The sequence below is a fragment of the Massilia violaceinigra genome (assembly GCF_002752675.1).
Classification (GTDB): domain Bacteria; phylum Pseudomonadota; class Gammaproteobacteria; order Burkholderiales; family Burkholderiaceae_D; genus Telluria_A; species Telluria_A violaceinigra.
In genome coordinates this window covers 4,031,386-4,054,022 of record NZ_CP024608.1, presented here as the reverse complement: position 1 = coordinate 4,054,022, position 22,637 = coordinate 4,031,386, and the positions used below count along the sequence as shown (strand labels likewise).

The 22,637-nt window shown below is 64.6% G+C and carries 16 protein-coding genes and 1 riboswitch; of the genes, 8 read left to right on the top strand and 8 right to left on the bottom strand.

Features of this window, described 5'->3' with window-relative positions; translation table 11 throughout:
• The first annotated feature begins 77 nt into the window (after positions 1 to 77).
• On the top strand, positions 78 to 665 hold the full coding sequence (locus CR152_RS18135; RefSeq protein ID WP_099876752.1) for a hypothetical protein: 588 nt from the start codon (positions 78 to 80) through the stop codon (positions 663 to 665).
• A 16-nt stretch (positions 666 to 681) separates the two neighbouring features.
• Here the strand turns inward: CR152_RS18135 and CR152_RS18130 are convergent, their stop codons facing one another.
• The gene (locus CR152_RS18130; RefSeq protein WP_099876749.1) at positions 682 to 1,581 is read right to left on the bottom strand and encodes a LysR family transcriptional regulator; all 900 of its coding nucleotides are present in this window, start codon (positions 1,579 to 1,581) and stop codon (positions 682 to 684) included.
• Positions 1,582 to 1,645: 64 nt separating this feature from the next.
• On the bottom strand, positions 1,646 to 1,921 hold the full coding sequence (locus CR152_RS18125; RefSeq protein WP_099876747.1) for a hypothetical protein: 276 nt from the start codon (positions 1,919 to 1,921) through the stop codon (positions 1,646 to 1,648).
• A 130-nt stretch (positions 1,922 to 2,051) separates the two neighbouring features.
• Between CR152_RS18125 and CR152_RS18120 the strand changes: the two genes are divergently transcribed.
• Together CR152_RS18120 and CR152_RS18115 are read left to right on the top strand one after the other, a co-directional pair.
• Positions 2,052 to 2,945, top strand: a complete 894-nt coding sequence (locus CR152_RS18120; protein ID WP_099876744.1) for a LysR family transcriptional regulator — start codon at positions 2,052 to 2,054, stop codon at positions 2,943 to 2,945.
• A gap of 158 nt (positions 2,946 to 3,103) precedes the next feature.
• Complete coding sequence (locus tag CR152_RS18115; protein WP_099876741.1) at positions 3,104 to 4,309, top strand: MFS transporter; 1,206 nt, start codon at positions 3,104 to 3,106, stop codon at positions 4,307 to 4,309.
• Positions 4,310 to 4,424: 115 nt separating this feature from the next.
• Here CR152_RS18115 and CR152_RS18110 read toward each other — a convergent pair whose 3' ends face one another.
• Positions 4,425 to 5,135 carry a glutathione S-transferase gene (locus tag CR152_RS18110; protein WP_099876739.1) on the bottom strand — a complete coding sequence of 237 codons (711 nt, stop codon included), beginning with the start codon at positions 5,133 to 5,135 and terminating at the stop codon, positions 4,425 to 4,427.
• 128 nt (positions 5,136 to 5,263) lie between these two features.
• Here CR152_RS18110 and CR152_RS18105 point away from each other — a divergent pair, with 128 nt between their 5' ends.
• A complete protein-coding gene (locus CR152_RS18105; RefSeq protein WP_099876736.1) occupies positions 5,264 to 6,421 on the top strand; it encodes an iron-containing alcohol dehydrogenase in 1,158 nt (385 codons plus the stop codon).
• 66 nt (positions 6,422 to 6,487) lie between these two features.
• A riboswitch (TPP riboswitch) is annotated at positions 6,488 to 6,586 on the top strand.
• A gap of 76 nt (positions 6,587 to 6,662) precedes the next feature.
• Positions 6,663 to 8,771 (top strand): TonB-dependent siderophore receptor, encoded by a 2,109-nt coding sequence (locus CR152_RS18100; RefSeq protein WP_099876733.1) that lies wholly within the window; start codon positions 6,663 to 6,665, stop codon positions 8,769 to 8,771.
• A 120-nt stretch (positions 8,772 to 8,891) separates the two neighbouring features.
• Here the strand turns inward: CR152_RS18100 and CR152_RS18095 are convergent, their stop codons facing one another.
• From CR152_RS18095 to CR152_RS18085, 3 genes are all read right to left on the bottom strand, one after another.
• On the bottom strand, positions 8,892 to 9,413 hold the full coding sequence (locus CR152_RS18095; RefSeq protein WP_099876730.1) for an AAA family ATPase: 522 nt from the start codon (positions 9,411 to 9,413) through the stop codon (positions 8,892 to 8,894).
• Positions 9,410 to 10,006 carry a nicotinamide riboside transporter PnuC gene (gene pnuC / locus CR152_RS18090; RefSeq protein ID WP_099876728.1) on the bottom strand — a complete coding sequence of 199 codons (597 nt, stop codon included), beginning with the start codon at positions 10,004 to 10,006 and terminating at the stop codon, positions 9,410 to 9,412. Before pnuC ends, CR152_RS18095 begins: the two co-directional genes overlap by 4 nt.
• A gap of 84 nt (positions 10,007 to 10,090) precedes the next feature.
• Entirely contained in the window at positions 10,091 to 12,238 is a 2,148-nt protein-coding gene (locus CR152_RS18085; protein ID WP_229413441.1) for a S46 family peptidase, read from the bottom strand.
• Between the two features lie 214 nt (positions 12,239 to 12,452).
• Here CR152_RS18085 and CR152_RS18080 point away from each other — a divergent pair, with 214 nt between their 5' ends.
• From CR152_RS18080 to CR152_RS18070, 3 genes are all read left to right on the top strand, one after another.
• Positions 12,453 to 14,213 (top strand): WG repeat-containing protein, encoded by a 1,761-nt coding sequence (locus CR152_RS18080; RefSeq protein ID WP_167399910.1) that lies wholly within the window; start codon positions 12,453 to 12,455, stop codon positions 14,211 to 14,213.
• Between the two features lie 74 nt (positions 14,214 to 14,287).
• Positions 14,288 to 17,527: a WG repeat-containing protein gene (locus tag CR152_RS18075; RefSeq protein ID WP_167399909.1), complete on the top strand. Its 3,240-nt coding sequence runs from the start codon at positions 14,288 to 14,290 to the stop codon at positions 17,525 to 17,527.
• 62 nt (positions 17,528 to 17,589) lie between these two features.
• Positions 17,590 to 20,736, top strand: a complete 3,147-nt coding sequence (locus CR152_RS18070; protein ID WP_167399908.1) for a WG repeat-containing protein — start codon at positions 17,590 to 17,592, stop codon at positions 20,734 to 20,736.
• 2 nt (positions 20,737 to 20,738) lie between these two features.
• On the opposite strand, the gene CR152_RS18065 is transcribed toward CR152_RS18070, so the two are convergent.
• A complete protein-coding gene (locus CR152_RS18065) occupies positions 20,739 to 21,239 on the bottom strand; it encodes an SET domain-containing protein (RefSeq protein WP_099876714.1) in 501 nt (166 codons plus the stop codon).
• Positions 21,240 to 21,248: 9 nt separating this feature from the next.
• Positions 21,249 to 22,634: an efflux transporter outer membrane subunit gene (locus tag CR152_RS18060; protein WP_229413440.1), complete on the bottom strand. Its 1,386-nt coding sequence runs from the start codon at positions 22,632 to 22,634 to the stop codon at positions 21,249 to 21,251.
• Positions 22,635 to 22,637: the final 3 nt, after the last annotated feature.

Here is a 22,637-nt window from a genome sequence, read left to right as displayed (position 1 = left end):
GCGGCATCGCCGTTGGTTTCGGCAATTACCTCAGCCTGGGCCAGGCGCTCACCCGCCACCGCAAGCTGCCAGGCTATGTGATCAACGAGGCACAGGCCGGCGCGGGCACCTTTGCCCATCCTTTCTGCGCACCCGGCGCCGCCACCTGCGGACCGGCCGACTGGGACAGTTACCAGACCCAGCTCGAACGTGCCCTGTCGCGCGTTGCCCTGCCGCCGACCTTTACCTCGTACACGGCCAAGTACGTGGTGGTGACGACAGCGAACGATTGCCTGCATGCGGACGCCGCCGGCATACCCCAGTCGGAATCGCAGCCGTGCACGCTGAACGACATGAACGCAAGCGTCGACCGCCTCGTTGCGGTGGACAAATTCGCGCTGTCGAAAGGCGTCACACCGATCTTTGATGTCGCTCCACAGTATGACCACCTCGATCTGCCGAAGTTCCAGTCGGCGTTCGGGCTGGCGTGGGTGATCGGCGAGCAGGACTACACCCAGTTGCGCACGCTCGGCACGACGCGCCTCAAGGCCGAGCTGCCGGGCGCCATCGTGCTCGATATCTGGAAGGATTACACGCATATCGGCGACGGCATCCATCCCGATTACGAGACGGCCGAAAAGGCGGCGGACGTGATCGCCAGACACTTGCGCAAACTCGACCGCTAGCAACCGGCGGGCCAGCTCAGCGCGTCAGTACCGTCGCGCCCAGCCGGTCCGCCAGGAAGTCTACCAGCGCCGCCACTCGCGGCGCCAGCGCACCCTGCTTGTAGAACACGGCCCACACCGGCTGCGACCATGGCAGGGTCAGTGGTTCGAGCACCGGCACCAGCCGGCCCGCCGCGACATCGGCGCGCGTCAGAAAATCCGCAAGGCAAGCAATGCCCGCCCCCGCCAGCACCAGGTGGCGCAGCGTTTCACCGCTCGATGCGATCACGGCCGGCATCACACCGACGCCCTCCACGCCCGCGTCCGCCAGCGGCCAGGTGTTGAGCGAGGCCGGCGCGGTGAAGCCCAGCAGCCGGTGTGCGCCGAGTTCCTGCACCGTGGCAGGCATTCCGTGCCGGGCCAGGTACGATGGCGCGGCCAGCAGGCGCAGGGCGCTGCTGCCGAGGCGGCGCGCATTGAGGCTGGAATCGGCAAGCTGGCCGATGCGGATGGCCACGTCGGCCCGCTCTTCGATCAGGTCGACCAGCGTTTCGCCGCTGGCCAGTTCAAGCCGGATCAGGGGATAGGCATCCAGAAAGGCCGGCACCAGCGGCGCAACCAGATGGTCGAGCGCGGGCGTGGCAGCGTTGACCCGCACCAGCCCGGACGGCTGGGACCGGCGCGCCGACACTTGTGCTTCGGTATCTTCCAGTTCGGCCAGGATCTTGCGCGCGCGGCCGAGCAGCCAGTCGCCCTCTTCGGTCAGGTCCTGGCGCCGCGTGGTGCGGTGCATCAGCGTCATGCCGAGCTGGGATTCGAGGCGGGCAATGGCGCGGCTGATGCCGGAAGGCGTTTGCCCGAGCCGTTCGGCGGCGGCGGAAAATGATCCGGTATCGATGACTGCGGCAAACGCACTCAGCGCTTCAACGTCGATCATTGCTCGCTCTCCCCTGTTTGGCTCATGTCAGAAGGGCATTGTACGGGAGAGCAGCGACGGGGTTTCAGGGAGCACTCTCGGTCACTGCCGCCTCCGCCGGGGTTTCAGACAGGGCAATGCTGCGCAGCGCAAACGGCCCGGTCACCTGTCCGCCCCGCTTGCCGGACAGGATGCCAAATTGCGATTCCACGACAATCACTTGCCCGTCGCGTACCACGCCGCTGACAGGCTCGGCCAAGCCGTCGGCGAGCGTGGTCAAGCTTGGCCGGCGGCCGCGCAGGTCGATGATCGTCACCCGTCCGTTGCCACCGTCGATGTCGTTCTCGAAGGCGAGCAGCATGCCGCGGGACAAACTGCGCAGCGCGTCGTCTCCCGCCAGCGGCTGCGGTGTCGATGAAATACAGCACGAGACCCGGTGCATTCATGAAAAAGGGCTTTGCGTTCATCCGACAACTGAATATCATTCAGCAATGACCTTAATCAATCTGGACGCCTTGTCCGCCTTTGCCGACATCGTGCGCTGCGGCAGCTTCCGCGCGGCGGCGGCGGAACGCGCCGTCACCCCATCCGCCCTGAGCCATGCCATGACCAAGCTGGAGCGCGACCTCGGTGTGCGCCTGCTGCGCCGTACCACGCGCGCCGTGACGCCGACCGACGCCGGAAAGCGATTGCTGGCCCGCGCCAAGCCGGCGCTCGACGATATTGCCGGGGCGCTGGAGGAATTGAACGAGGTGCGCGACACGCCGTCCGGACGGCTGCGCATCACTGCGCCGCGCATGGCGGCGTCCACCGTGCTGGCGCGGGCGCTGCCCTCGTTCGCGCGTGCCTACCCGCGCATCGCGCTGGAGATCAGCGTCGATGACGGTTTCCAGGACCTGGCGGCAAACGGTTTCGATGCCGGCATCCGCCTGGGAGAAGCCTTGCAGCCGAACATGGTAGCCGTGCCGATCAGCGCGCCGGTGGCGATGGCTGTCGTGGCCGCGCCGGCCTATCTGGAGGTGCATCCGGCCCCCGTATCGCCCGAGGACCTGGCAGCACACGCCTGCATCGAGCTGCGGCTGCTCAGTTCCGGAACGCTGTATGGATGGGAATTCGAGCGCGGCACGCAAAAGCGGGTCGTCAACGTCGGTGGCAGGCTGCTCATGGACGATCAGGAACTGATCGTACGGGCCGCAATGGACGGCCTGGGGCTAGCCTATTCGGCACTCGACTACGTTGCGCCGCACATCGAGCAAGGCCGGCTGCGCCGCGTACTGGCCGACTGGACGCCCGAGGGGCCGGGTTTTTATTTGTATTATCCAAGCCGTAAGCATTTGCCAGCGGCATTGCGCGCGCTGATTGAGCATCTGCGCTACAGCGCGTAGCCGTCCCCGCATTACCTTCGTACAGGCGGGATGAATGTATCCCAAACCCCTTCATTAGTGACTCCCAGTCAAAAGTCTAGTGTGCCGTGGGGCATTTTTCTTCCTTCTTGTTCCGGGCACACTGCATGGCATCGCACACTGCCTCAACTGGAGAATCCATGCCACTCGCACTCTGGGCGCTGACACTCAGCGCTTTCGCCATCGGAACCACCGAATTCGTCATCGTCGGCCTGATCCCCACCATTGCCGCCAGCCTTGGCGTGTCCGTTCCGTCCGCCGGGCTGCTGGTGAGCCTGTACGCGCTGGGCGTGGCCATCGGCGCGCCTGTCCTGACGGCCCTCACCGGCCGCGTGCCGCGCAAGCAGTTGCTGCTCGGCTTGATGGCGCTGTTCACCATCGGTAACCTGGTCGCCTGGATGGCCCCCGGCTACTTCGCCCTGATGGCCGCACGCGTGCTCACGGGCCTGGCGCACGGTGTGTTCTTCTCGATCGGCTCCACCATCGCCACCAGCCTGGTGAGCAAGGAAAAAGCCGCCAGCGCCATCGCCCTGATGTTCACCGGGCTGACCGTGGCGCTGGTCACCGGTGTTCCGCTGGGCACCTGGATCGGCCAAAGCTTCGGCTGGCAATCGACCTTTTTAGCGGTCTCGCTGCTGGGCGTGATCGCATTTATCGGCAGTTACTTCCTGGTACCGTCCACCATCGCCATGAGCCCGCCAGCGAGCCTGATGACGCAACTGGCCGTGCTCAAGAAGCCGCGCCTGCTGCTGGTGTACGCCATGACCACCCTGGGCTACGGCGGCACCTTCATCGCCTTCACCTACCTCGCCCCGATCCTGCAGGAAGTGTCCGGCTTTTCGGCGTCGAGCGTGAGCCTGGTGATGCTGGTCTACGGCGTCTCGGTCGCATGCGGCAATATCTGGGGCGGCAAACTAGCCGACAAGAAAGGCCCGATCAAGGCTTTGCAGATTGTGTTTGCGCTGCTGGCCGCCGTCTTGCTGCTGCTGACCTTTACCGCATCGAACATGTGGCTGGCGCTGGGCACGGTGCTGCTGTGGGGCGCGGTTGCCTTCGGCAATGTACCCGGTCTGCAAGTCTACGTGGTGCAACGTGCCGAACGCGACGCGCCGCAGGCTGTCGATGTGGCATCGGGCCTGAATATCGCCGCTTTTAACGTCGGCATCGCGCTCGGCGCCTGGGGCGGCGGGCTGATCGTGGCGCACGTGGGGCTGATGGCCACGCCGTGGATCGGCGCCATTGTCGTGGTCGGCGCGCTGGGACTGACGACGCTGGCCGGCTGGCTCGACCGCCGCGACGGACTGGTGCATGTGGCGGGAACTGGCCGCGCGGTCGCCGCGCACTGAGTGCCGGCGTGCGGCCACAGGCTGCGCGGGCTGCGGGCTGCGCGGGCTGCGGGCTGCGACAGACCCGCAGCCAGTGTCGTGCTGTTCTTCACCCCAGCGGCGTACGGCCCCGCACTCAGCGGTCGAGTTCGGGGTAATGCCGGAATATGCCGTCTTCGTTAAACGCAATCCTCCGCTTCGAGGCCAGGTAGGCGGCAATATTCGGCCGCTGTGCCACGTGGTCGTGCAGCGCGACCAGCCCGGGATAGGCCGGTTCCAGCCGCTTCATTGCCTTGGGAAATGCATAGCGCAAGCCCTCCATCACCTGGAACATGGACAAATCCGCGTAGGACAGGCGCGAGCCCACCAAAAACCCGCCGCGGCGCTTGGGCTGCTGCAGCACGCCCTCAAAGTAAGACAAGAACTTGGGAATCCGGTTCCCGATAAAGTCGGCGGCGCGTCGTTTGGCTTCCTTTTTCTGATCCTCGTAATACAGCGACACGCCGACAGGATGATGGGTGTCGTGCGCTTCGTTGACGAGGTCCGTAATGGTCAGCTGCAACTGATGCACCCACAAGCGCCCCGCTTCGGCGCGCGGCGCGAGGCCGTGGCGGGCGCCGAGGTACAGCAGGATGTTGGCAGTCTGGCCGATGGTCAGCGCCCCGGCGGTGAGAAAAGGCGGCGCGAACGATGGCGTGGCCTGGGCCGCAAGGGCGGCGGCGACCTTGTCGGCGCCATTTTTCTGGCGTCCCACGTCGACATACGCGGCGCCGGCCTCCTCCAGCGCCAGTCGGATGAATTCGCCGCGCCCCTGGATCGTCGGCCAGTAATATAGTTCGTACGTCATCGTGCCCCCTTGGATGGATCAGTCGAGGGACGATTATGGCCCATCCGCCGTTTTCGCCCGCCTTCCGCAAGAATCCCGTGCTTGAGCGATAATCTCCCACTACCAGTTTGCCCATACAAGGAACCACCGTGCTCAACTTCGACTTCTACAATCCGACGCAGATCCTGTTCGGCCAGGGCCAGATCGCCGCCATCGCCAAACAGATTCCCGCGTCCGCGCGCGTGCTGCTCGTCTACGGCGGCGGCAGCATCAAACAAAACGGCGTCTACGACGAAGTGCTGGCCGCCCTGGCCGATTTTACCGTCACCGAATTCGCCGGCATCGAACCGAACCCCAGCTACGAAACGCTGATGCGCGCCATCGCCCAGGTCAAGGCCGAGAAAATCGACTTCCTGCTCGCCGTCGGCGGCGGATCGGTCATCGACGGCACCAAGTTCATCGCCGCCGGCGCCCTGCTTGAAGAAGACCCGTGGACGATCCTCGAAAAGCGCGGTAACAATATCGTCGCCGCCATGCCCTTCGGCGCGGTGCTGACCCTGCCCGCGACCGGCTCGGAAATGAACAGCGGCGGCGTCGTTACCCGCAAATCGACGCACGAAAAATTCTCGTTCATGAGCCGCAAGTGCTTCCCCAAGTTCGCCGTCCTCGACCCGAGCAAAACCTATTCGCTGCCCACGCGCCAGGTCGGCAACGGCGTGGTGGACGCCTTTGCGCACGTGATGGAGCAGTACATGACCTACCCGGTCGGTGCCAAGGTCCAGGACCGCTTTGCCGAAGGCCTGCTGCTTACGCTCATCGAGGAAGGCCCGCAGGCACTGGCCAATCCCGACGATTACGACGTGCGCGCCAACGTCATGTGGTGCGCCACGCTCGCCTTGAATGGCCTGATCGGCGCCGGCGTGCCGCAGGACTGGGCGACTCACATGATCGGCCACGAGCTGACCGCCCTGCATAATCTCGACCACGCCCAGACGCTCGCCATCGTGTTACCGAGCATGCTGCGCGTGCGCAAGGAGGGCAAGCGCGCCAAGCTGCTGCAGTTCGCCGAACGCGTGTGGAACCTGTCCGGCGGCGATGAAGATACCCGCATCGAAGCGGCCATCACCCGCACCGAGGAGTTCTTCGAGCAGATGGGCGTGAAAACGCGCCTGGGCGACTACGGTCTTGGCGCCAAGGACCTGGACGGCATCTTGAGCGCCCTCGAAGCGCACCGCATGGTCAAACTCGGCGAACAGCGCGACGTCACCCTCGACGTGAGCCGCAAAGTGCTGGAAATGAGCCTGTAACAGGGCGTCAGGCACGCCGCACACGCTGGCGCGGGCAGCGCCGCCCGTGCCAGCTGTGATAAAATCGACATTCGCTAGGGGTCCTGGAATTTACTTTCCGGGTGAGAGATACCCTCCGTACCTGATCTGGATAATGCCAGCGAAGGAAAGCGCAAAGTAGTCCCCTCCTTTGTTTGCTCCCCCGTTGGCTCCGGCTTTTTCAAGCAACGCACCGCACGCCGGCGCGTAATACGAGCACACTATGTCATCGCCAAAATTCAAGCAGTCCGTCATCGCCCTGTCCATCGTGCAGGCGTTCGCCTTTTCCGCTCACGCGCAAACGACCTCGCAGTCGATGCCGGAAGTCGTCGTCACCGGCGCCAAGCAGATCGCCGCCGACCGCGCCAGCGTGGCCGGTTTCTCCGACACGCCGCTGCTGTACACGCCGGCGACGGTGGTGTCGATCAGCCGCGAGCAGATGCAGGACTACAGCATCCGCAACAGCACCGACGCCATGAAGTTCGACGCCAGTGTCAGCGATTCGTACAACGCCGTCGGCTACGCCGAGCAGTTCTCGATCCGCGGCTTCGCGCTCAATAACGGCGCCAGCTACCGCAAGGACGGCATCGCCATCTCGGGGGACACCCAGATCCCGCTCGAAAACAAGGAGCGCATCGAGATCCTCAAGGGCTTGTCGGGCCTGCAGGCTGGCGTGACCGCGCCGGGCGGCATCGTCAACTACGCGCTCAAGCGCCCGACCGCCACGCCACTGCGCTCGGTCACCGTGGAAGCGCGCGAGCGCGGCACCGTGTACGGCGCGGTGGACCTGGGCGGCCGCTTCAACGACAAGCGCTTCGGCTACCGCGTCAACGCCGCCGGCGAGCGCCTGCGCTCCTACGTCAAGGGTGCGGACGGCGAGCGCTCCTTCGTGTCGGGCGCGTTCGACTGGCAGATCTCGCCCCAGGCGCTGCTGCAGCTCGACATGGACTACCAGAAGAAATCGCAGATTACCGCGCCCGGCTACCAGCTCATTCGCGGCGTCGCGTTGCCGACCAATATCTCGGCCAAGACCTTGCTCAATGAGCAGCCGTGGACCAAGCCCGTCGACACGCGCACCAGCAATATCGGCCTGCGCTTCGAGTATCTGATCAACGACGCCTGGCGTACCACCATCACCGCCAACAAGCATGAATTCAAGCGCGACGACTTCACCGCCTTCCCTTACGGCTGCAGCAACGAGGGCGAGGGTTTCTATCCGGGCTACTGCTCGAACGGCGACTACGACGTGTACGACTACCAGAGCGTAGACGAACGCAAGTCGCCGCTCGGCGCGCAAGCCCTGTTGCAGGGTAAGTTCGCTACCGGCTCAATCGGCCACGAACTGACCATCGGCGCGACCTATCTTGAACGCAGCGACAAGGCCGGCGAATACGTGTACGACTACGTCGGCTTCAGCAATATCTACAACAACCTGATCGTGCCGCCCGTGGACGCGAGCCGCACGACCGGACCGCTCACGGAACGCTTGAACGATCATGAACGCGGCTTTGTGGTGCAGGACATCCTGTCGCTGAGCGCGCAGTTCAAGCTGCACACCGGCTTGCGCTATGCCGCCATCAAGCGCAATGCAAGCACCGACACCAGCTTCCTGCTGCCGAACGTCGCACTGGTTTACAACCCGACGCCCGACTGGACGATCTACGGCTCGCTGGCGCACGGCATGGAACACGGCGGCGTGGCGCCCAAGCGCACCAGCAATCAATTTGCGTCGCTCGAACCGAGCCGCTCGAAGCAGGTGGAATTTGGCGTCAAGGCGATGGTCAACGAGGCGCTCAGCATGTCGGCGTCGGTGTTCAGCATCGAAAAAGGGCTGGAATACACCAACGCGGCAAATACGTTCGTGCGCAGCGGCGAACAAAAACACAGCGGGCTGGAACTGGCTGCCCAGGGCAAGGCTGGCAAGGATTTGAAGTACAGCGTCTCGCTGATGGCGCTGGACACGCAGCAGGAAGGTACCGGCACCGCATCACTGGACGGCAAGCGCGTGACCAATGTACCGAAGTTCAAAACGGCGACGGTGCTGGAATATGCGGTGCCGGCGGTCGCGGGTTTGAAGGTGAACGGCATGTGGCAGTACACCGGCAAAAAGGCGTTCGACATCGAGAACAAGACGATGGTGCCGGGTTACAGTGTGTTCAATCTGGGAACCGCGTACGCGACGCGTATCGCCGGTGTGTCGACGACGGTGCGCGCGACGGTGGACAACGTGGCCGACAAGTTCTACTGGCGCGACGTGACGCAGGAACTGGGCGGATACCTGCTGCCGGGTGCACCGCGTACGGTGCGGGTGTCGGCACAGTTTGACTTTTAAGTAAGGTACCGACACCGCTAACCTAAAGACCGTCGTTCCCGCGCAGGCGGGAACCCAAGTTCGCCGAGTGCCGCCTTGGCGCGGGAAGTCGGTTCTGGCAATGCCAGAGCCGACGTCGAGTTAGCGGTACGCGGTGAGCAACCGTACCGCCTGCACCATCCGCTCTTCCAGGCTACCTGTGACAAGCGAATACCTGATCCCCCGCTCATCAAGCATCTGAACCACCTGCTCATGAATCGTCTGGCGTACCGCCTCCGATTCGCGCTGCAATCCGTCCGCCTCCCACGGCCCGTCCGGTGCCGTCACGAGCGTTATCGCATAGGCGTGGCGCTGCTCCAGCACCGACAACTGTGCATCCACCCTGTTCCAGTACCACCGGCTGTAAATGGCCGTCATCAGCGGCGTGGTATCGCAGAACAGAAAACGGCTGGCTTGCCGGGCGGCCGCGTCTTCGCGCGCCATCTGGGTCTGCGCAATCGAAAACTGGTCGCTCTCTTGCGGCACGCGGCCGGTAGTATCGACAAACTCGCGCAGGTACTCGGGCACCCACACGGTTCCGAAGTGCGCCGCCAGCGCCGCGGCCAGCGTCGATTTTCCAGACGATTCAGCGCCCAGGATGGCAACCCGCAGCACCGGCGTCATTGCTTGCCGTCCGCAATGCGCACCCAGGCGCGCCATCCGAACCACGCCATCACGACAAAAGCTGCGTACAGCACCGCCGTCACATGCAAGTTCTGGTGGATGTACAGGCCGACATACAGCACGTCAACGACGATCCACACGAGCCAGTTTTCAACCTTCTTGCGCGATAAAAGCAGTTGGCCAAGCAGGCTGCCCGCCGTTAGAAAGCCGTCGATGCGCCACACGTGGGAGTCGGTGTATCTGTGCAGCGCGTAGCCGATCACGGCGTACAGCACCAGCCAGCCGGCGATACCGCCAATCCAGCCGATGCGGCTCGAGCGCGTCGCCACGAGCGGGGAATGCTGTTCGCCGCCATACAGCCACTGATACCAGCCCCACACCGACACGGCGATGAACACGCCCTGGAGGCACATGTCGCCGTACAGGCGAGCGTTGAGGAAGACGATGCCGTAGACGGCCGACGATATGATCGCAAACAGCCACGCCCAGTGAGTCTGGCGGATATTGAGTACGACGGTGATGACCGCCAGGGCCGACGCCGTCAGTTCGAGCGGTGTGGTGGTCAGGCCAAGCAGGACAAAGGATTCGTTCATACGGAGGTAGTGGCGGAAAGTGGCGCAATTGTAGCGTATGCGCCGCTTCCCAAAAGGCGGGGACGCGGCCCCACCCTTCCCACTTTACTTGCGCGGGTACTTGATGGTCATTTCCTTGAGCAGGTTATCGGCATGGTCGACTTCCTTCATCACCCACAGCATGTAGCGGATGTCCACGTGAATGGCGCGCGTGATGTCGCTGTCGAAGTACCAGTCCTTGGTCACCGATTCATAGGTCGAATCGAAGTTCAGGCCAACCAGTTCGCCGCGCTTGTTCATCACCGCCGAACCGGAATTGCCGCCCGTGGTATCGGCGCTGGACAGGAAATTGACCGGCACCGTGTTCAGCACCGGGTCCTTGAACACGCCGTAACGCTTTTCCTTGACCGCGTCGAGCAGCGGCTTCGGTGCGTTGAACGGCTCGGCTGCGGTGTGCTTCTCGACGATGCCTTCGACGGTCGTGAACGGACCCTTGACGATACCGTCGCGAGGCGAGTACGGCGCTACCGTGCCGAAGGTCACGCGCAGGGTCGAATTGGCGTCGGCGTAGACCGGCTTACCTTGCGATTTCTTCCACGCGATCACGGCCGACATGTACTGCGGGATGATGCGTTCGAGATTGCCGTCGATTTCCTTGCGGCGGTTTTCCAGCGCCATGGTCACGTCGTGCAGCTTGACGGCCAGCTGGATGAAGGCGTCGTCCGATTTCGCAAACGCCGCGGCATCCTTGCCGATCCAGCCCAGGCGCTTGGCGGTGTCGCCCAGTTCCGACTGTTTGTACAGCGTACCGACGGCGCCAGGCGCCGGCAGCAGCGCGTCCAGGCCTTGCGGATGCATCTTCGCGGCCAGCTTCTGGTAGCGCTGCAGGCCGGCGGCAAACCGTGCCTCGTCCACGCTGCCGACGTACGATTGCTCGAGGCGGGTCAGGCGCGCCTTGATGAACGACAGGTCGCGCTCCTGGTAGCCGGTTTCGCGCTTGGCGTCGGGCTTGGCCGCTTCCAGCGCCAGGCGGTAAACCGTGCGCGCGCTTTTCAGCAGGTCGCTGTTATTGGCGACCGACCAGGCGAATTCCTGTTCCGACAGCGCCATGTCGGCGGCGATGGCGGCGTCCAGGTCGGCCAGCAGCGTTGGCGACACGCCCTGCTGGTTACCCGGCTTGTTGAACCAGGCGCGGAATTCGGCGTCCTGCACGTCCTTGATCGAGGCGATGTCCTTGCGCGCGAAGCCGTCGAGCAGGCCCTGGGTTTTCTTGAGCACGTTGTTGATGCTCTTGACCACGCTGGCGTAGCGCACGTCGTGGGCGGCGTTGCCCTTGGTGGCGGCGGCGATGACGGCCAGGTCGGCCTGCATTTCGGCCACGCGCACCGGGAAGTTGGCGTCGCGCGCGAAACGGATCTCGGACGGCAGCTTGTAGCGGCTGGTGCGGCCCGGATAGCCGGCCAGCAGGATCGGATCGCCGTTCTTCAGGCCTTCGGCCGAGACGACCAGGAAGTCCTTCGATTTGTACGGCACGTTGTCCGGTGACGGATCGGCCGGACGGCCATCCTTGCCGACGTAGGCGCGCAGGAAAGCGTAATCGCCGGTCTGGCGCGGCCACTCGAAGTTATCGACGTCGCCGCCGAAATTGCCGATCATGTCCGATGGCGCATACACCAGGCGCACATCGCGAATCATCAGCTGACGGATGCGGTAGTACTCAAGGCCGCGGTGAAAGCTCGGTACCGAGCAGCGGTAGGCTTTGTCGGTCTCGCATTCGGCGGTCAGGGCCTTGATGCGGTTCTGGACTTCTTCGTTGCGCTCGCGCCCGGACATGGACGGCGACAGGCCCTTGAGCACGCGGTCGGTGACGTTTTCGACTTTTTCGGTGACGTACACCAGGGTATTCGGCCCGCCCGGCAGTTCGGCGTCGCGCGTCTTGGCGAGGAAGCCGTTGACGATGTAGTTCTTGTCGGCGGTCGAATTGCGCTGGATGGCGCCGTAGGCGCAATGGTGGTTGGTGACCACGAGTCCATCGCCCGACACGAACGACGCCGAGCAGCCGCCCAGCGACACGATGGCGCTCATGGGGTGCTTGGACAGGTCGGCGAGCTTCTCGGCAGGGATGGTGATGCCGATGCGTTTCAGTTCCGACGACAGTTGCGGAAGCTGGTATGGCTGCCACTGGCCTTCATCGGCATTCGCGGTAACGAATACGCCGAGCAGGGCGACGGGTAAGGCGATGGATTTCAACAAGATATACCCCAGAAGATAAAAGCAAGCGGGGAGTATATCGCTGATGCAAAGCGGTGGAAATGATTTTGTCGGGGGCGTATTGACGGACGGCGCGCCGGGAGCGAATGGTCGCCGGCGGGGCGGCGGCATCTTCAAAGTCCTGCGTTACAATCAATAGTTAATAAATAATTACCCTCGCTCCATGCCTACATCGCCTATCCTCATCAGAAACCCCATGAAAGCAGCGGGCGAGCCACCCGATCTGCTGGTGCTTCATCACGGCCAGGTGCGCCAGCCTGTCCCCGCCCTGTTGCAGGTGCTCGGTAAATTTTGCGACGACGGCGACGGCGGCGCCATCGTGGCGGCAGTCGCTGTCGACGGGCGCCATGGCTACCTTAACGCCAGCGGGGACTGGATCGTCGAACCCACCTTGAAAGACGCGCGTTCGTTCGGCAGCGATGGACTGGCGCGCTTTTGCGACCAGGGCCTGTGGGGCTACCGCGACCTGAAGGGCGCCGTGGTCATCGCGGCCCAGTACGAAAAGGCGGAAGCGTTCAATTTCGGCCTGGCCGCCGTCATGATCGGCAACCGTCAATGGCGCTACATCGATACCAGCGGGCAGTTCGCGTTCGACGGCATCCTGCCCCATGCCGGGCCGTTCACTGCAGCCGGCCTGGCCGTGGCATGCGGCTCGACCTACAAATGCGGCTACATCGACCGCAGCGGCGCGTGGGCGATCGCGCCGCGCTTCGAGTGGCCGGCGCCGTTTTCGCCGCTCGGCGTGGCCCCGGCCACCGAGAACGGCGAGCTGTATGGCATCATCAATCAGCAGGGCGAATGGGTGCTGGCGCCCTGCCACAGCCAGATCGACGCCTTCAACGACGATGGTCTGGCCTACTTCCAGGCTGGCCGGAATCACGAAGGCTACCTCGATGCGAGCGGCGTTCCGGTCATCCGCGACATGTACAAGCTGTCGCCGACCATGTGCAGCGGCATCGTTGTGCTGAACAACCTCAGATACGTGACTGCGCGCGGCCCGCTGGCATTCGACGCTACCCTGGACTGGTTCGGCGACTTCAACCCGCACGGCTTCGCGCTTGCGCGCGCCCGTGACGCGGCGCGGGGACCAGTGTGGGGCATCGCACGCGCGGATGCGACCTTCGCGATGGCGCCAGCCGACATGCTTGAACCGCTGACGGACAAGGACCACAACATCGCCGGATCACAGGCCGACACGCCACTGGTCGCTTTCCTCGCGCGCGACGGCAGCATCGCCATGCTCGACCGCGATGCCCGCGTCATGTTCCGCCTGCGCGCTCAAACAGGCCCCAACGGCAGCTACGCGGCGCTGTACGACGATGCGGACCGCCTGCTGTGGCAAGGCCCGCCGTGCGCCACGCTGCAACTGCCGCAGCCCTACTTCTGCGCGTACGCTGAGGCGCTGCTGGTCGAAGTGCGCTCCGTCGACGGGTTGGTCCCGTATGCCGAAACGATGGTTGCGGCAACCAATGCCAAACTTCACAACATCGGCGCGCTGCTGCAAGCCGTGGAAAACGGCGAAGAGGAGACAGAAGACGCTTACGCCTACACCACCGGCAACGACGACGTCTTCAACCAGGACGACGACCCCGACGCCGGTGCCAGGCTGGCACGATCGCTGCGCACCAGGCGCCGCATCTTTCGCTCCTACCTCGACGAGGGCGAGAACATGCGTTTTGAATTCCTCAATGACGAGCGCCACGACATGATGACGGCGATGTACGCGCGCTGCGTGGCGCGCCTGGCCGCGCATTTCGGCCCGCCCTCGCTCGATCCCGACTACGCCGGCGCCGCACCGGCGCCGGACACGCAAGCCTGGCGTATCGGGCAGCTGTGGCTGGGAATCTGGGCCGACAGCGAGTATGGCGACGGCGACTCATGGCAGCACATCTGGCTCGTCTGCGCACCATCCCGGGAAGCGCTGGATACGGCGTTGGCAAGCCACGGCGCGCCCTGAGCGCCCATTACCACCGCCCAATCGACTGAAACATGCGACATATGATTACCCAGCCTACCCTCATCCGAAACTACATGATGCGACCAACCGACGAGTGGAACGAACTGCTCGTGCTCCACGATGGGCAGGTCCACGTCGCGTCCCCCGGACTGCTGCAAGTATTCGGGCCATTTCTTGATGACGGCGCAGGAGGGACCATTGTCGCCGCGATGGCCGTCAACGGCATGTACGGTTATCTGAACGCCAAAGGCGAATGGGTGGTGGCGCCGACACTCGAATATGCGCTTCCGTTCAGCGAAGGACTATCGCATTTCTGCGAAGATGGCTTATGGGGATACCGGAACCTGAGCGGAAAGGTCGCCGTCCCGGCTCAGTTCATGCGGGTGGAACCGTTCCGGCAAGGACTGGCCGCCGTTCAGATGGGACGAAACAAATGGCGCTACATCGACATGAGCGGTCAATTCGCATTCGACGCCAGCTTCGGCCTCGCCAACTCGTTCAGCGTGATCGGCCTGGCCGCCGCGCGCGGCACCTCCAGCAAATACGGCTACATCGACCGCACTGGCGCCTGGGCGATCGCGCCGCGCTTTGCATTGCCGTACGCGTTCGCGCCGGCAGGCGTAGCGCCGGCAACCGAGAAAAACAACAAATATGGCCTCATCGACCAGCAAGGCAAATGGGTTCTTGAGCCGTCTTACGAGCAAATCCACGACTTCAATGACGACAATCTCGCCTTCTGCAGGGAGTCGTACAACCATGACGGCTATCTCGACACGCATGGTGTGCTCGTCATTCGCGACATGGACCGCTTGTCGCAGACCATGCAGTGCGGGATTGCCGTCGATTCCCATCGCACGTGCATGACTGCGCAAGGCGAGCTGTCATTCGACGCTTCCCTGGACTGGTGCGACCAGTTCAACGCCGACGGCTTCGCGGTCGCGCATCTGCGCAGTGCAACGCAAGCGCCTGCATGGGGTATCGCCCGCACCGACGGCACCTTCGTCGCGACGCCCGCCGACGTCATTGAACCGCTCAAGGTTCAGCATGCGCATGTCGTTCCGTCGGAAGCGAACACACCGCTGGTCGCCTTCCTGGCGAGCGACACGCGCGTCGCCCGGCCGGACGGCGCCCCTCCCGCCAGGAGCATCGTCCTGATCGACCGCGACGCGCGCATCGCCTACCGCTGGTATTCAGAGCCTTGCCCCGAGGGCAAATACCCCGCGCTGTACGACGGCGCCGGCCAGCTGTTGTGGAAAGGGGCACCAAACGCCGTGCTGCATGCACCGATGTTCTTCTTTTCAGCGTCCGCCGATTCCCTTCTCACTGAACTCGGCAAGTTCGACGATCTGACCGGGCTGGCCGAATCGATGGTGCAGGCAGCCGAGGGCAAACTTCACAATATCGATGGGTTGCTGCAGATGCTGGCAAGCGGCGAGGACGAAGGGACCATTTACAACAACGATAAAGATGACTTCGAGGAGTACGACGATAGCCTCAGCAACGAAGAGCAGCTGGCGAAGTTGTTACGTACGCGACACCGCATCTTCCGCTCCTATCTCGACGAGGATGAAAACGCCCGCTATGAGTTTCTCGCGGCCGAACGGCAAGCGCTGATGGAAGCGATGCATGCGCGCTGCGTGGTACGCCTGACGCAGCGCTTCGGTTCACCGGAGCGCGACCCCGATTACGCCGGCGAAGCGGCCACGCCCGACACCGTGGCCTGGTGTATCCAGCTTGCCCAACCGGTGGCAGGACCGGAATCGGCGCGGCCGGAATCGAACCAGCTCTGGCTGGGCATTTCCACCCAGGTCGGCTATGGTGACGGCGACGTATGGCACCACATCTGGCTGGTTTGCGCACCCTCGAAAGAGACGCTGGAAGCAGCTCTCACCGGCCGCGACCTAGCCTACCGCGTTGACGACGATGACGGCGATCACGCACCAGACACTGGCGAGTGCCTGGCGCGCGTACGCGCATCGCCTGAAACCATCCTTACCATGCCAGAGGAACTGATCGACGACGCAATCGCCGATGCCGCCATCGAGTCCGACATCCGCGCTTACCCGTTCTTGCCGCCGCGTTTGCAAACCGCTGCACGGCTGGAGGCGCTGATTCGGCGTGACGCATCGACTGCAGCGAACATCCCGCCGATGGTCATGAACGCCGACGGCCTGGCCCTGGCGCGCTCGCTATATGCCGGCAACCCCGAATGGAAGTACTACGACGCGCGCAATTCGGCCATCCCCTCCAAACTTGATCATGCGTGCCTGGACCACATCTGGGGCTGCCTGCTCGACGAGAAAATGTGCGAGACGGCCTTGTTCAACGATGCGAATATCCGCCATGTACCGTGGTGGCTGCACAGCGAGAAGATCGCCGGCATGGCGCTTGCCGCGAACATCAACAACATCTATTTCATTGACCGCTCGGCGATCACGCCGGAACTTGCCGAGTACGTGGCCAGCCGGGGCAACCCGAAGCTGATGGCACGCATCCCGCCCGCGCTGCTGACCGAGGAACTGTGCCTGCGGGCGGTTCTGAAGAACGAGGACGCGTTTGCCGCGGTGCCCGATGCGCTCAGGGAGACAGTGGCCAACGCGCTGATCGCGCGCGATCCGGGCGCGGCGGGCGGCACCGGCAGCCGCTGGCATGCCTTGCGCGCCTGGACACATCTGGCAAACGGCGATCGCGATGCAGCGATCGCCGATGCCCAGTGCGCAATCGGCCGCACCGACTCCCCGGTGCACATGCACTACGTGCTTGCCAGCGCCTGGCGCGATAAAGGCGATCTTCAGCGCGCCGCGCTGGAAGCGGCCAAGGTGCTGTCGCTGTGGAGCGACTACGTTCCCCGGTTCGACGCAGACGCCGATATCGCCTGGCTGCACGCCCTGGCACAGGGGGCGGCAAGCCAGGCGGACGACGCAACGCTGCTGGAAGAACTGGCATCGCAGCCGCACCTGCTGGCAACCATCCCGAGGCGACGCATCACCCGCGCAATGGTCGACCTGGCCGTTGGCGTCGATGCGCAAGCCGTGCAATTCGTGCCGCGACGCCTGATGACGACAGCGCTCTACGAACTGGCATTCAGGGAAGGCTGCAAGCACTTCGAGCAGCTTCCGCCGCCGGTCATGAGCGAGGCGTTTTGTCTCTCCGCCGTGAACGAGCAAGGCTACCAACTGAAACATGTGCCGCCGGAGTTGCGCACGCTCGCCCTGTGCATCGCATCGGTGCGCGCAAATAGCTGGGTGATCGACGACGTGCCCGCGCCACTGCGTGAAGCCGTCCTTGGCGCGCTCGCCACATCGTCCGTCTGAACAATCACTCACACGAAAGCCGTCCGCACATGATCGAGCAGCCAATCCTCATCCGAAATTACATGCATGCCCCCGATGAAGAGCCCTACCTGCTGGTGCTGAACCATGGCCAGGTAACACAGCCCGCCCCGGCCCTGAACCACGTCCTGGGTGCTTTCCACGACAATGGCCAGGGCGGCGGCATCGCGGCGGCCCAGGCGGCCGATGGCCGCTATGGCTACCTTGATACGCACGGCGCGTGGGTGATCGAGCCGACGCTCGACAAGGCGCGTACCTTTGCCGACAACGGCCTGGCGCGCTTTTGCAGCGATGGGCGATGGGGCTATCTTGACCTGACAGGGAACACCGTCATCGCGCCGCAGTACGAAGACGCACAGGCGTTTAGCGCAGGACTGGCAGCCGTGCGGACAGCCGCGAACAAATGGACCTACATCGACACCAGCGGCAAGCCAGCCTTCAAAGGCGCCTTCCGCGAAGCGCGTAGCTTCAGCGCCGCCGGCCTGGCCGTGGCAAGCACCAAGCGCGACCTGTTCGGCTACATCGACGCCAGCGGCGACTGGGCCATCGCGCCGCGCTTCGCAAGGGCACTGGCGTTCAGCGCCCAAGGTGTGGCGCCGGCCTCGGAAGACGGTGAGCTGTTTGGGCTGATCGGCCTGCGGGGAGAGTGGATCTTGCAGCCTTGCCACCGGAAGATCGGCCAATTCAATGCAGACGGCCTGGCCTACTGCGAAGAAGCCGGCGAGCGCTGGGACGATGGCGGCTATATCAACGCGCGCGGCGAGCACGTGATCCGCCACAAGCGGCGCCTGTCGCCGAGCATGTCGTGCGGGTTCGCGGTGGAAGCCAACGGCGCGTACGTCAACGCGCAAGGAACGCTGGACTTCGGCGTGTACGTCAGCTGGGCACACCGTTTCAACCAGTTCGGATTCGGCATCGCGCGCTTCGCCGGCGTCGAACAAACACCGCAGGGCGCCGTCGATCTGCCGCCCGTATGGGCCATTGCCAGGGACGACGCAAGCATTGCCATGCCACCCGCCGACGTGCTCGAACCGGTAACGGATGACGACTGCATGGTTGTATCGGCCGAGGCGAATACGCCCCTGGCTGCCTTCATCGCCAGCGACAAGAGCGTCGCCCTGCTCGACCGCGATGCGCGCGTGGCGTACCGCCTGCGCGCCGAGCGCGGGCCGAAAGGCCGCCATGCGGCACTGTACGACGCCGCTGGCGCCCTTCTCTGGCAAGGAGCGCCACATGCGGCGCAGCACATGCCCCATCCGTTTTTCTCCGTGTCCGCCGATGCGCTGCTCGAAGCGATCGATAGCGTGGACGATCTGATCACCTTCGTGGAAGCGATGATGCTGAAGGCGGAAGAAAAACTGCACAATATCGACGCCCTGCTGCAAGCGCCCGACGGCACGGATGAGGATGAGGATGAGGATGACGACGAGGACGACGAGGACGACGAGGATGAGGACGATGACCTCGACAGCGACGAGAAGCTGGCAAAATCGGTCAGCACCTCACGCCGCATCTATCAGTCCTACGTGGACGGACACGTAAACGCCGTGTATGAATTCCTCAGTTATGAACGCGAGCGGATGTCCGAAGCGATGTACACGCGTTGCATGGAGCGACTGGTTGCGCACTTCGGGCCGGCCGACCCGGACCCCGACGTTCCGGACGGCTCGCCCGGGGACGGCCTGCCTGCATGGCAGGTCGCGCTGCGCCAGCCGATTGCCGGTCCGGATGCGCCCCGGCCCGAATCGAACCAGTTATGGCTGTCCATAGACCTGGAAAGCGACAATGGCGACGGCAACGAATGGCACAACATCCGCCTGCTTTGCTCCCCTTCCAAGGAGACGCTGGAGGCCGCGCTCGCAGGACGCTGCCCGGCCGCTCCGGCGCCAGCGGTCGAAGTAAAACCCGTGCCGCAAACCGCGCAGGAATGGTTTGACTGGGCCTATGGTGCGAAACACGCCATCACGCACATGCCGCCGGAACTGATCGACGACGCCGTCGCGGACTACGCCGTCGAGCGCGACGCGGACGCCCTCCAGGAACTGCCGGCGCACCTGCAAACGCCGGCACGGCTGGAACGCATCATCAGGCGTGGCGCCGATCACGCCGCGGATGTGCCGGGCCGCTGCATGACGGCCGAGGGACTGGCCCTGGCCCGCTCGCTGTACGGCGATGACGATGACTGGTGCCGGCGCGACAAGCGCGGCTCGCGCGTCCCCACCACGTTTGACGTCAACTGCCTTTACGACGTCTGGGGTTGCCTGATCGACGAACAATTTTGCATGAGGGCCCTGGCGGCCGGCGCCGATCTCGGCTCGGTCCCCCTGTGGCTGCGCAGCGAAACCATGTACGCCACGGTCCGACTCGGCAGCAGCGCCAACCTGCGCCACATCCCCCGGGCATCCATCACGGCGGACATGGTCATGCGCGTCGATGCCGGCGATCTTGCGCTGATCCCCGAGGCTCTCCTGAGCGCCGATGTATGCCGGGACTGGATCAAGACCGATCCGATGTCGCTGGGCTACCTGCCCGAAGCGCTGCGCAGCCCCGAGCTTTGCCTGGCGGCGGTCAAGCGCAACACGCAGGCGTTTTCCGGCGTGCCGGACGCGCTCAAGGAAGATATCGCCACAAGCATCATCGCGCGCCATCAGGGCCCGGCCGGGACAAAGGAAACCGGCTGCCGCTGGCACGCACTGCGTGCCTGGACCCGGCTGTGGAACAGGAATTGGGAAGGCGCGATCAGCGACGCGCTGCTGGCCCTCGGGCATGTCGACGATCCCGCGCACATGCACTACGTGCTGGCCAGCGCATACCGCGCGAACGGGCAGGCGTTTCGGGCTGCCGGGGAGGCAGCCAAGGTGCGGTCCTTATGCAGCGAATACGAGCCCGAATTCGGGCCGGCGGTCGACACGGACTGGCTGCGCACCATCGCGCGCAGCGCTTTCAATGAAGCCGACGAGGCAATGGTGCTCGAGGAACTGCGCTCCAATCCGCTGGTGCTGTCGCAAATCCCCGGGCGCCGCATCACCCGGGCGATGGTGGACCTGGCGGTCGGCATCGACCCGGAGGCGGTAGCGCATGTGCCGAAACGCCTGATGACGGCCGCACTCTACGCGCTGGCCGTGCGCACCAATAACAAGCGCGAAAGCCGGGTGCCGCCCGCCTTCCGCAGCACGGGCAAGGCTGGCTGAGGTCAGCCTGCCTTGGCGCGCTTGCGCTTCTTTGGCGCCAGCATGGTGCCGGTGCAGGTCGGCGCGCCGCAGCGGCATTCGAAGGCTTTCTTGACGGCCGGCGTGTGCCGCTCTTCGTAGATCAGCGCGTAGTTGTATTTGAGTTCTTCGTCGCGCATGATCGGGTGCAGCGCGTAGATGAACACTCTGCCCTCGTCTTCCTGCGCTTCGCAGTTCGGTTCGCAGGCGTGGTTGATGAAGCGCGAATCGTTGCCGCCACAGCCGCCATCGATCACCATGCCATCGGCCAGCGAAAAGAAAAAGGTGTGGTTGACCGGGCCGCCGCCGGCTTCGGCGCGCACCGCCGATTCGTCGGACGAGATGCGCTCGCCCGTGTATTCGGCGATCTGCTCCCCCGGTTCGATATCGCGGGTGGCGAAGACGCCATTGCCGTGGATGGTGGAGCGCCGCACTTCGTAACAGGCGGGCTCGGTTTTGCTGGATGTGGAGGGTGTGGTGTTCATACGTCTATTTTACTGCGCTTGCCAGCCGCCGCCCAATGCCTGAATTAACGAAATTGCGGTGCTCTGGCGGTCGCCCTGCGCCTGCACCAGCGCGCGCCGCGCCGACAGCGCACTGGCCTGGGCCTGCACCACGTCGCTGTATCCCACCTGCCCCGCCTTGTAGCGGTTGAGCATCTGCGCCTCGACCTGATCGGCCGACTCGGACGCCTGGCGCCGCAGCACCAGCTGCTGCGCCAGCACGCGCGTGGCGGAGAGCTGGTTTTCCACGTCGCCGAAGGCGTCGAGCACCGTCTGCCGGTAGCGCGCCACCGCCGCCTGCTGCCCGGCCTCGGCGCCCGCCACGCTGGCGCGCGTGGCGCCGGCATTGAACAGGCTTTGCGCGGCGCTCAGGCCGAAGGACCACAGCGCGTTCGAGGCGCTGAACAGGTCCGACACGCGGCTGCCCGCGTTGCCCACGGAGCCGTTCAAGCTGATATTCGGATAATAGGCCGAGCGCGCGATGCCGATCTGCTCATTGGCCGACGCCACGCGCCGCTCGGCGGCGGCGATGTCGGGCCGGCGCTGCAGCAGCGCCGATGGCACGCCGACGGGAATCTCAGGCACGAAGGGCTGCCATGGTGCGCTTGCCAGGGTGAAGTCGGCCGGCGCCTTGCCCAGCAAGATGGCGATGGCGTGCTCGAACTGGGCGCGCTGGCGCGCCAGCGACAAGGCGTCGATCTGGGCGTTAGCCAATTGCGTTTGCGCCTGCAGCACGTCGGACTTGGTGGCGATGCCGGCGTCGAAGCGGTTCCGCGTGATCTGCAGCACCCGCCGGTAGCCTTCGATGGTCGTCGCCAGCAGCGCCGCCTGGGCGTCGGTCTGGCGCACCACAAAATAATTGGCCGCCAGTTCGCCCTGGGCCGACAGGCGCGCCGAGGCCAAATCGGCGGCGCTGGCCTGGGCGTTGGCGCTGGCCGCGGTCACGCCGGCGCGCAGGCGGCCCCACAGGTCAGGCTCCCAGCTGGTGCCGATGTTGAGACGGTAATTGTTGTCGGCGCCGGCATTGCGCGTGCCCGAACGCTCGCCGCTCGTACTGAGCGACACGCTCGGGAACAGGCCGGCGCGCTGCTGCTGCACCAGCGCGCGCGATTGCGCATACGAGGCCACGGCGGCGGCCACGTTCTGGTTCGACACCTCGATCTGCCCCGCCAGTTCGTTCAAGACCGGATCGTTGAAGAGGGTCCACCACGGGCCGCGGTCGAGCGCATCGGCCGGGGCGGCGGGCGACCAGCCCTGCGCTTCCTTGAATGCCGCCGGTTCGGGCGTGCCGGGCTTCACATACGCCGGGCCGGCGGCGCAGCCGCCAAGCAGGAAAGCGGCCAGCGGTAAAAGGCGAAGGAACTCAATTGCGCGCATAGG

Excerpts from the sequence above, each read along its gene's own strand:
- CR152_RS18130 (WP_099876749.1), bottom strand. The coding sequence starts at position 1,581 with ATGATCGACGTTGAAGCGCTGAGTGCGTTTGCCGCAGTCATCGATACC.
- CR152_RS18125 (WP_099876747.1), bottom strand. The coding sequence starts at position 1,921 with ATGCTGCTCGCCTTCGAGAACGACATCGACGGTGGCAACGGACGGGTG.
- CR152_RS18120 (WP_099876744.1), top strand. The coding sequence starts at position 2,052 with ATGACCTTAATCAATCTGGACGCCTTGTCCGCCTTTGCCGACATCGTG.
- CR152_RS18115 (WP_099876741.1), top strand. The coding sequence starts at position 3,104 with ATGCCACTCGCACTCTGGGCGCTGACACTCAGCGCTTTCGCCATCGGA.
- CR152_RS18110 (WP_099876739.1), bottom strand. The coding sequence starts at position 5,135 with ATGACGTACGAACTATATTACTGGCCGACGATCCAGGGGCGCGGCGAA.
- CR152_RS18100 (WP_099876733.1), top strand. The coding sequence starts at position 6,663 with ATGTCATCGCCAAAATTCAAGCAGTCCGTCATCGCCCTGTCCATCGTG.
- CR152_RS18095 (WP_099876730.1), bottom strand. The coding sequence starts at position 9,413 with ATGACGCCGGTGCTGCGGGTTGCCATCCTGGGCGCTGAATCGTCTGGA.
- pnuC (WP_099876728.1), bottom strand. The coding sequence starts at position 10,006 with ATGAACGAATCCTTTGTCCTGCTTGGCCTGACCACCACACCGCTCGAA.
- CR152_RS18080 (WP_167399910.1), top strand. The coding sequence starts at position 12,453 with ATGAAAGCAGCGGGCGAGCCACCCGATCTGCTGGTGCTTCATCACGGC.
- CR152_RS18075 (WP_167399909.1), top strand. The coding sequence starts at position 14,288 with ATGATGCGACCAACCGACGAGTGGAACGAACTGCTCGTGCTCCACGAT.
- CR152_RS18070 (WP_167399908.1), top strand. The coding sequence starts at position 17,590 with ATGCATGCCCCCGATGAAGAGCCCTACCTGCTGGTGCTGAACCATGGC.
- CR152_RS18065 (WP_099876714.1), bottom strand. The coding sequence starts at position 21,239 with ATGAACACCACACCCTCCACATCCAGCAAAACCGAGCCCGCCTGTTAC.
- CR152_RS18060 (WP_229413440.1), bottom strand. The coding sequence starts at position 22,634 with ATGCGCGCAATTGAGTTCCTTCGCCTTTTACCGCTGGCCGCTTTCCTG.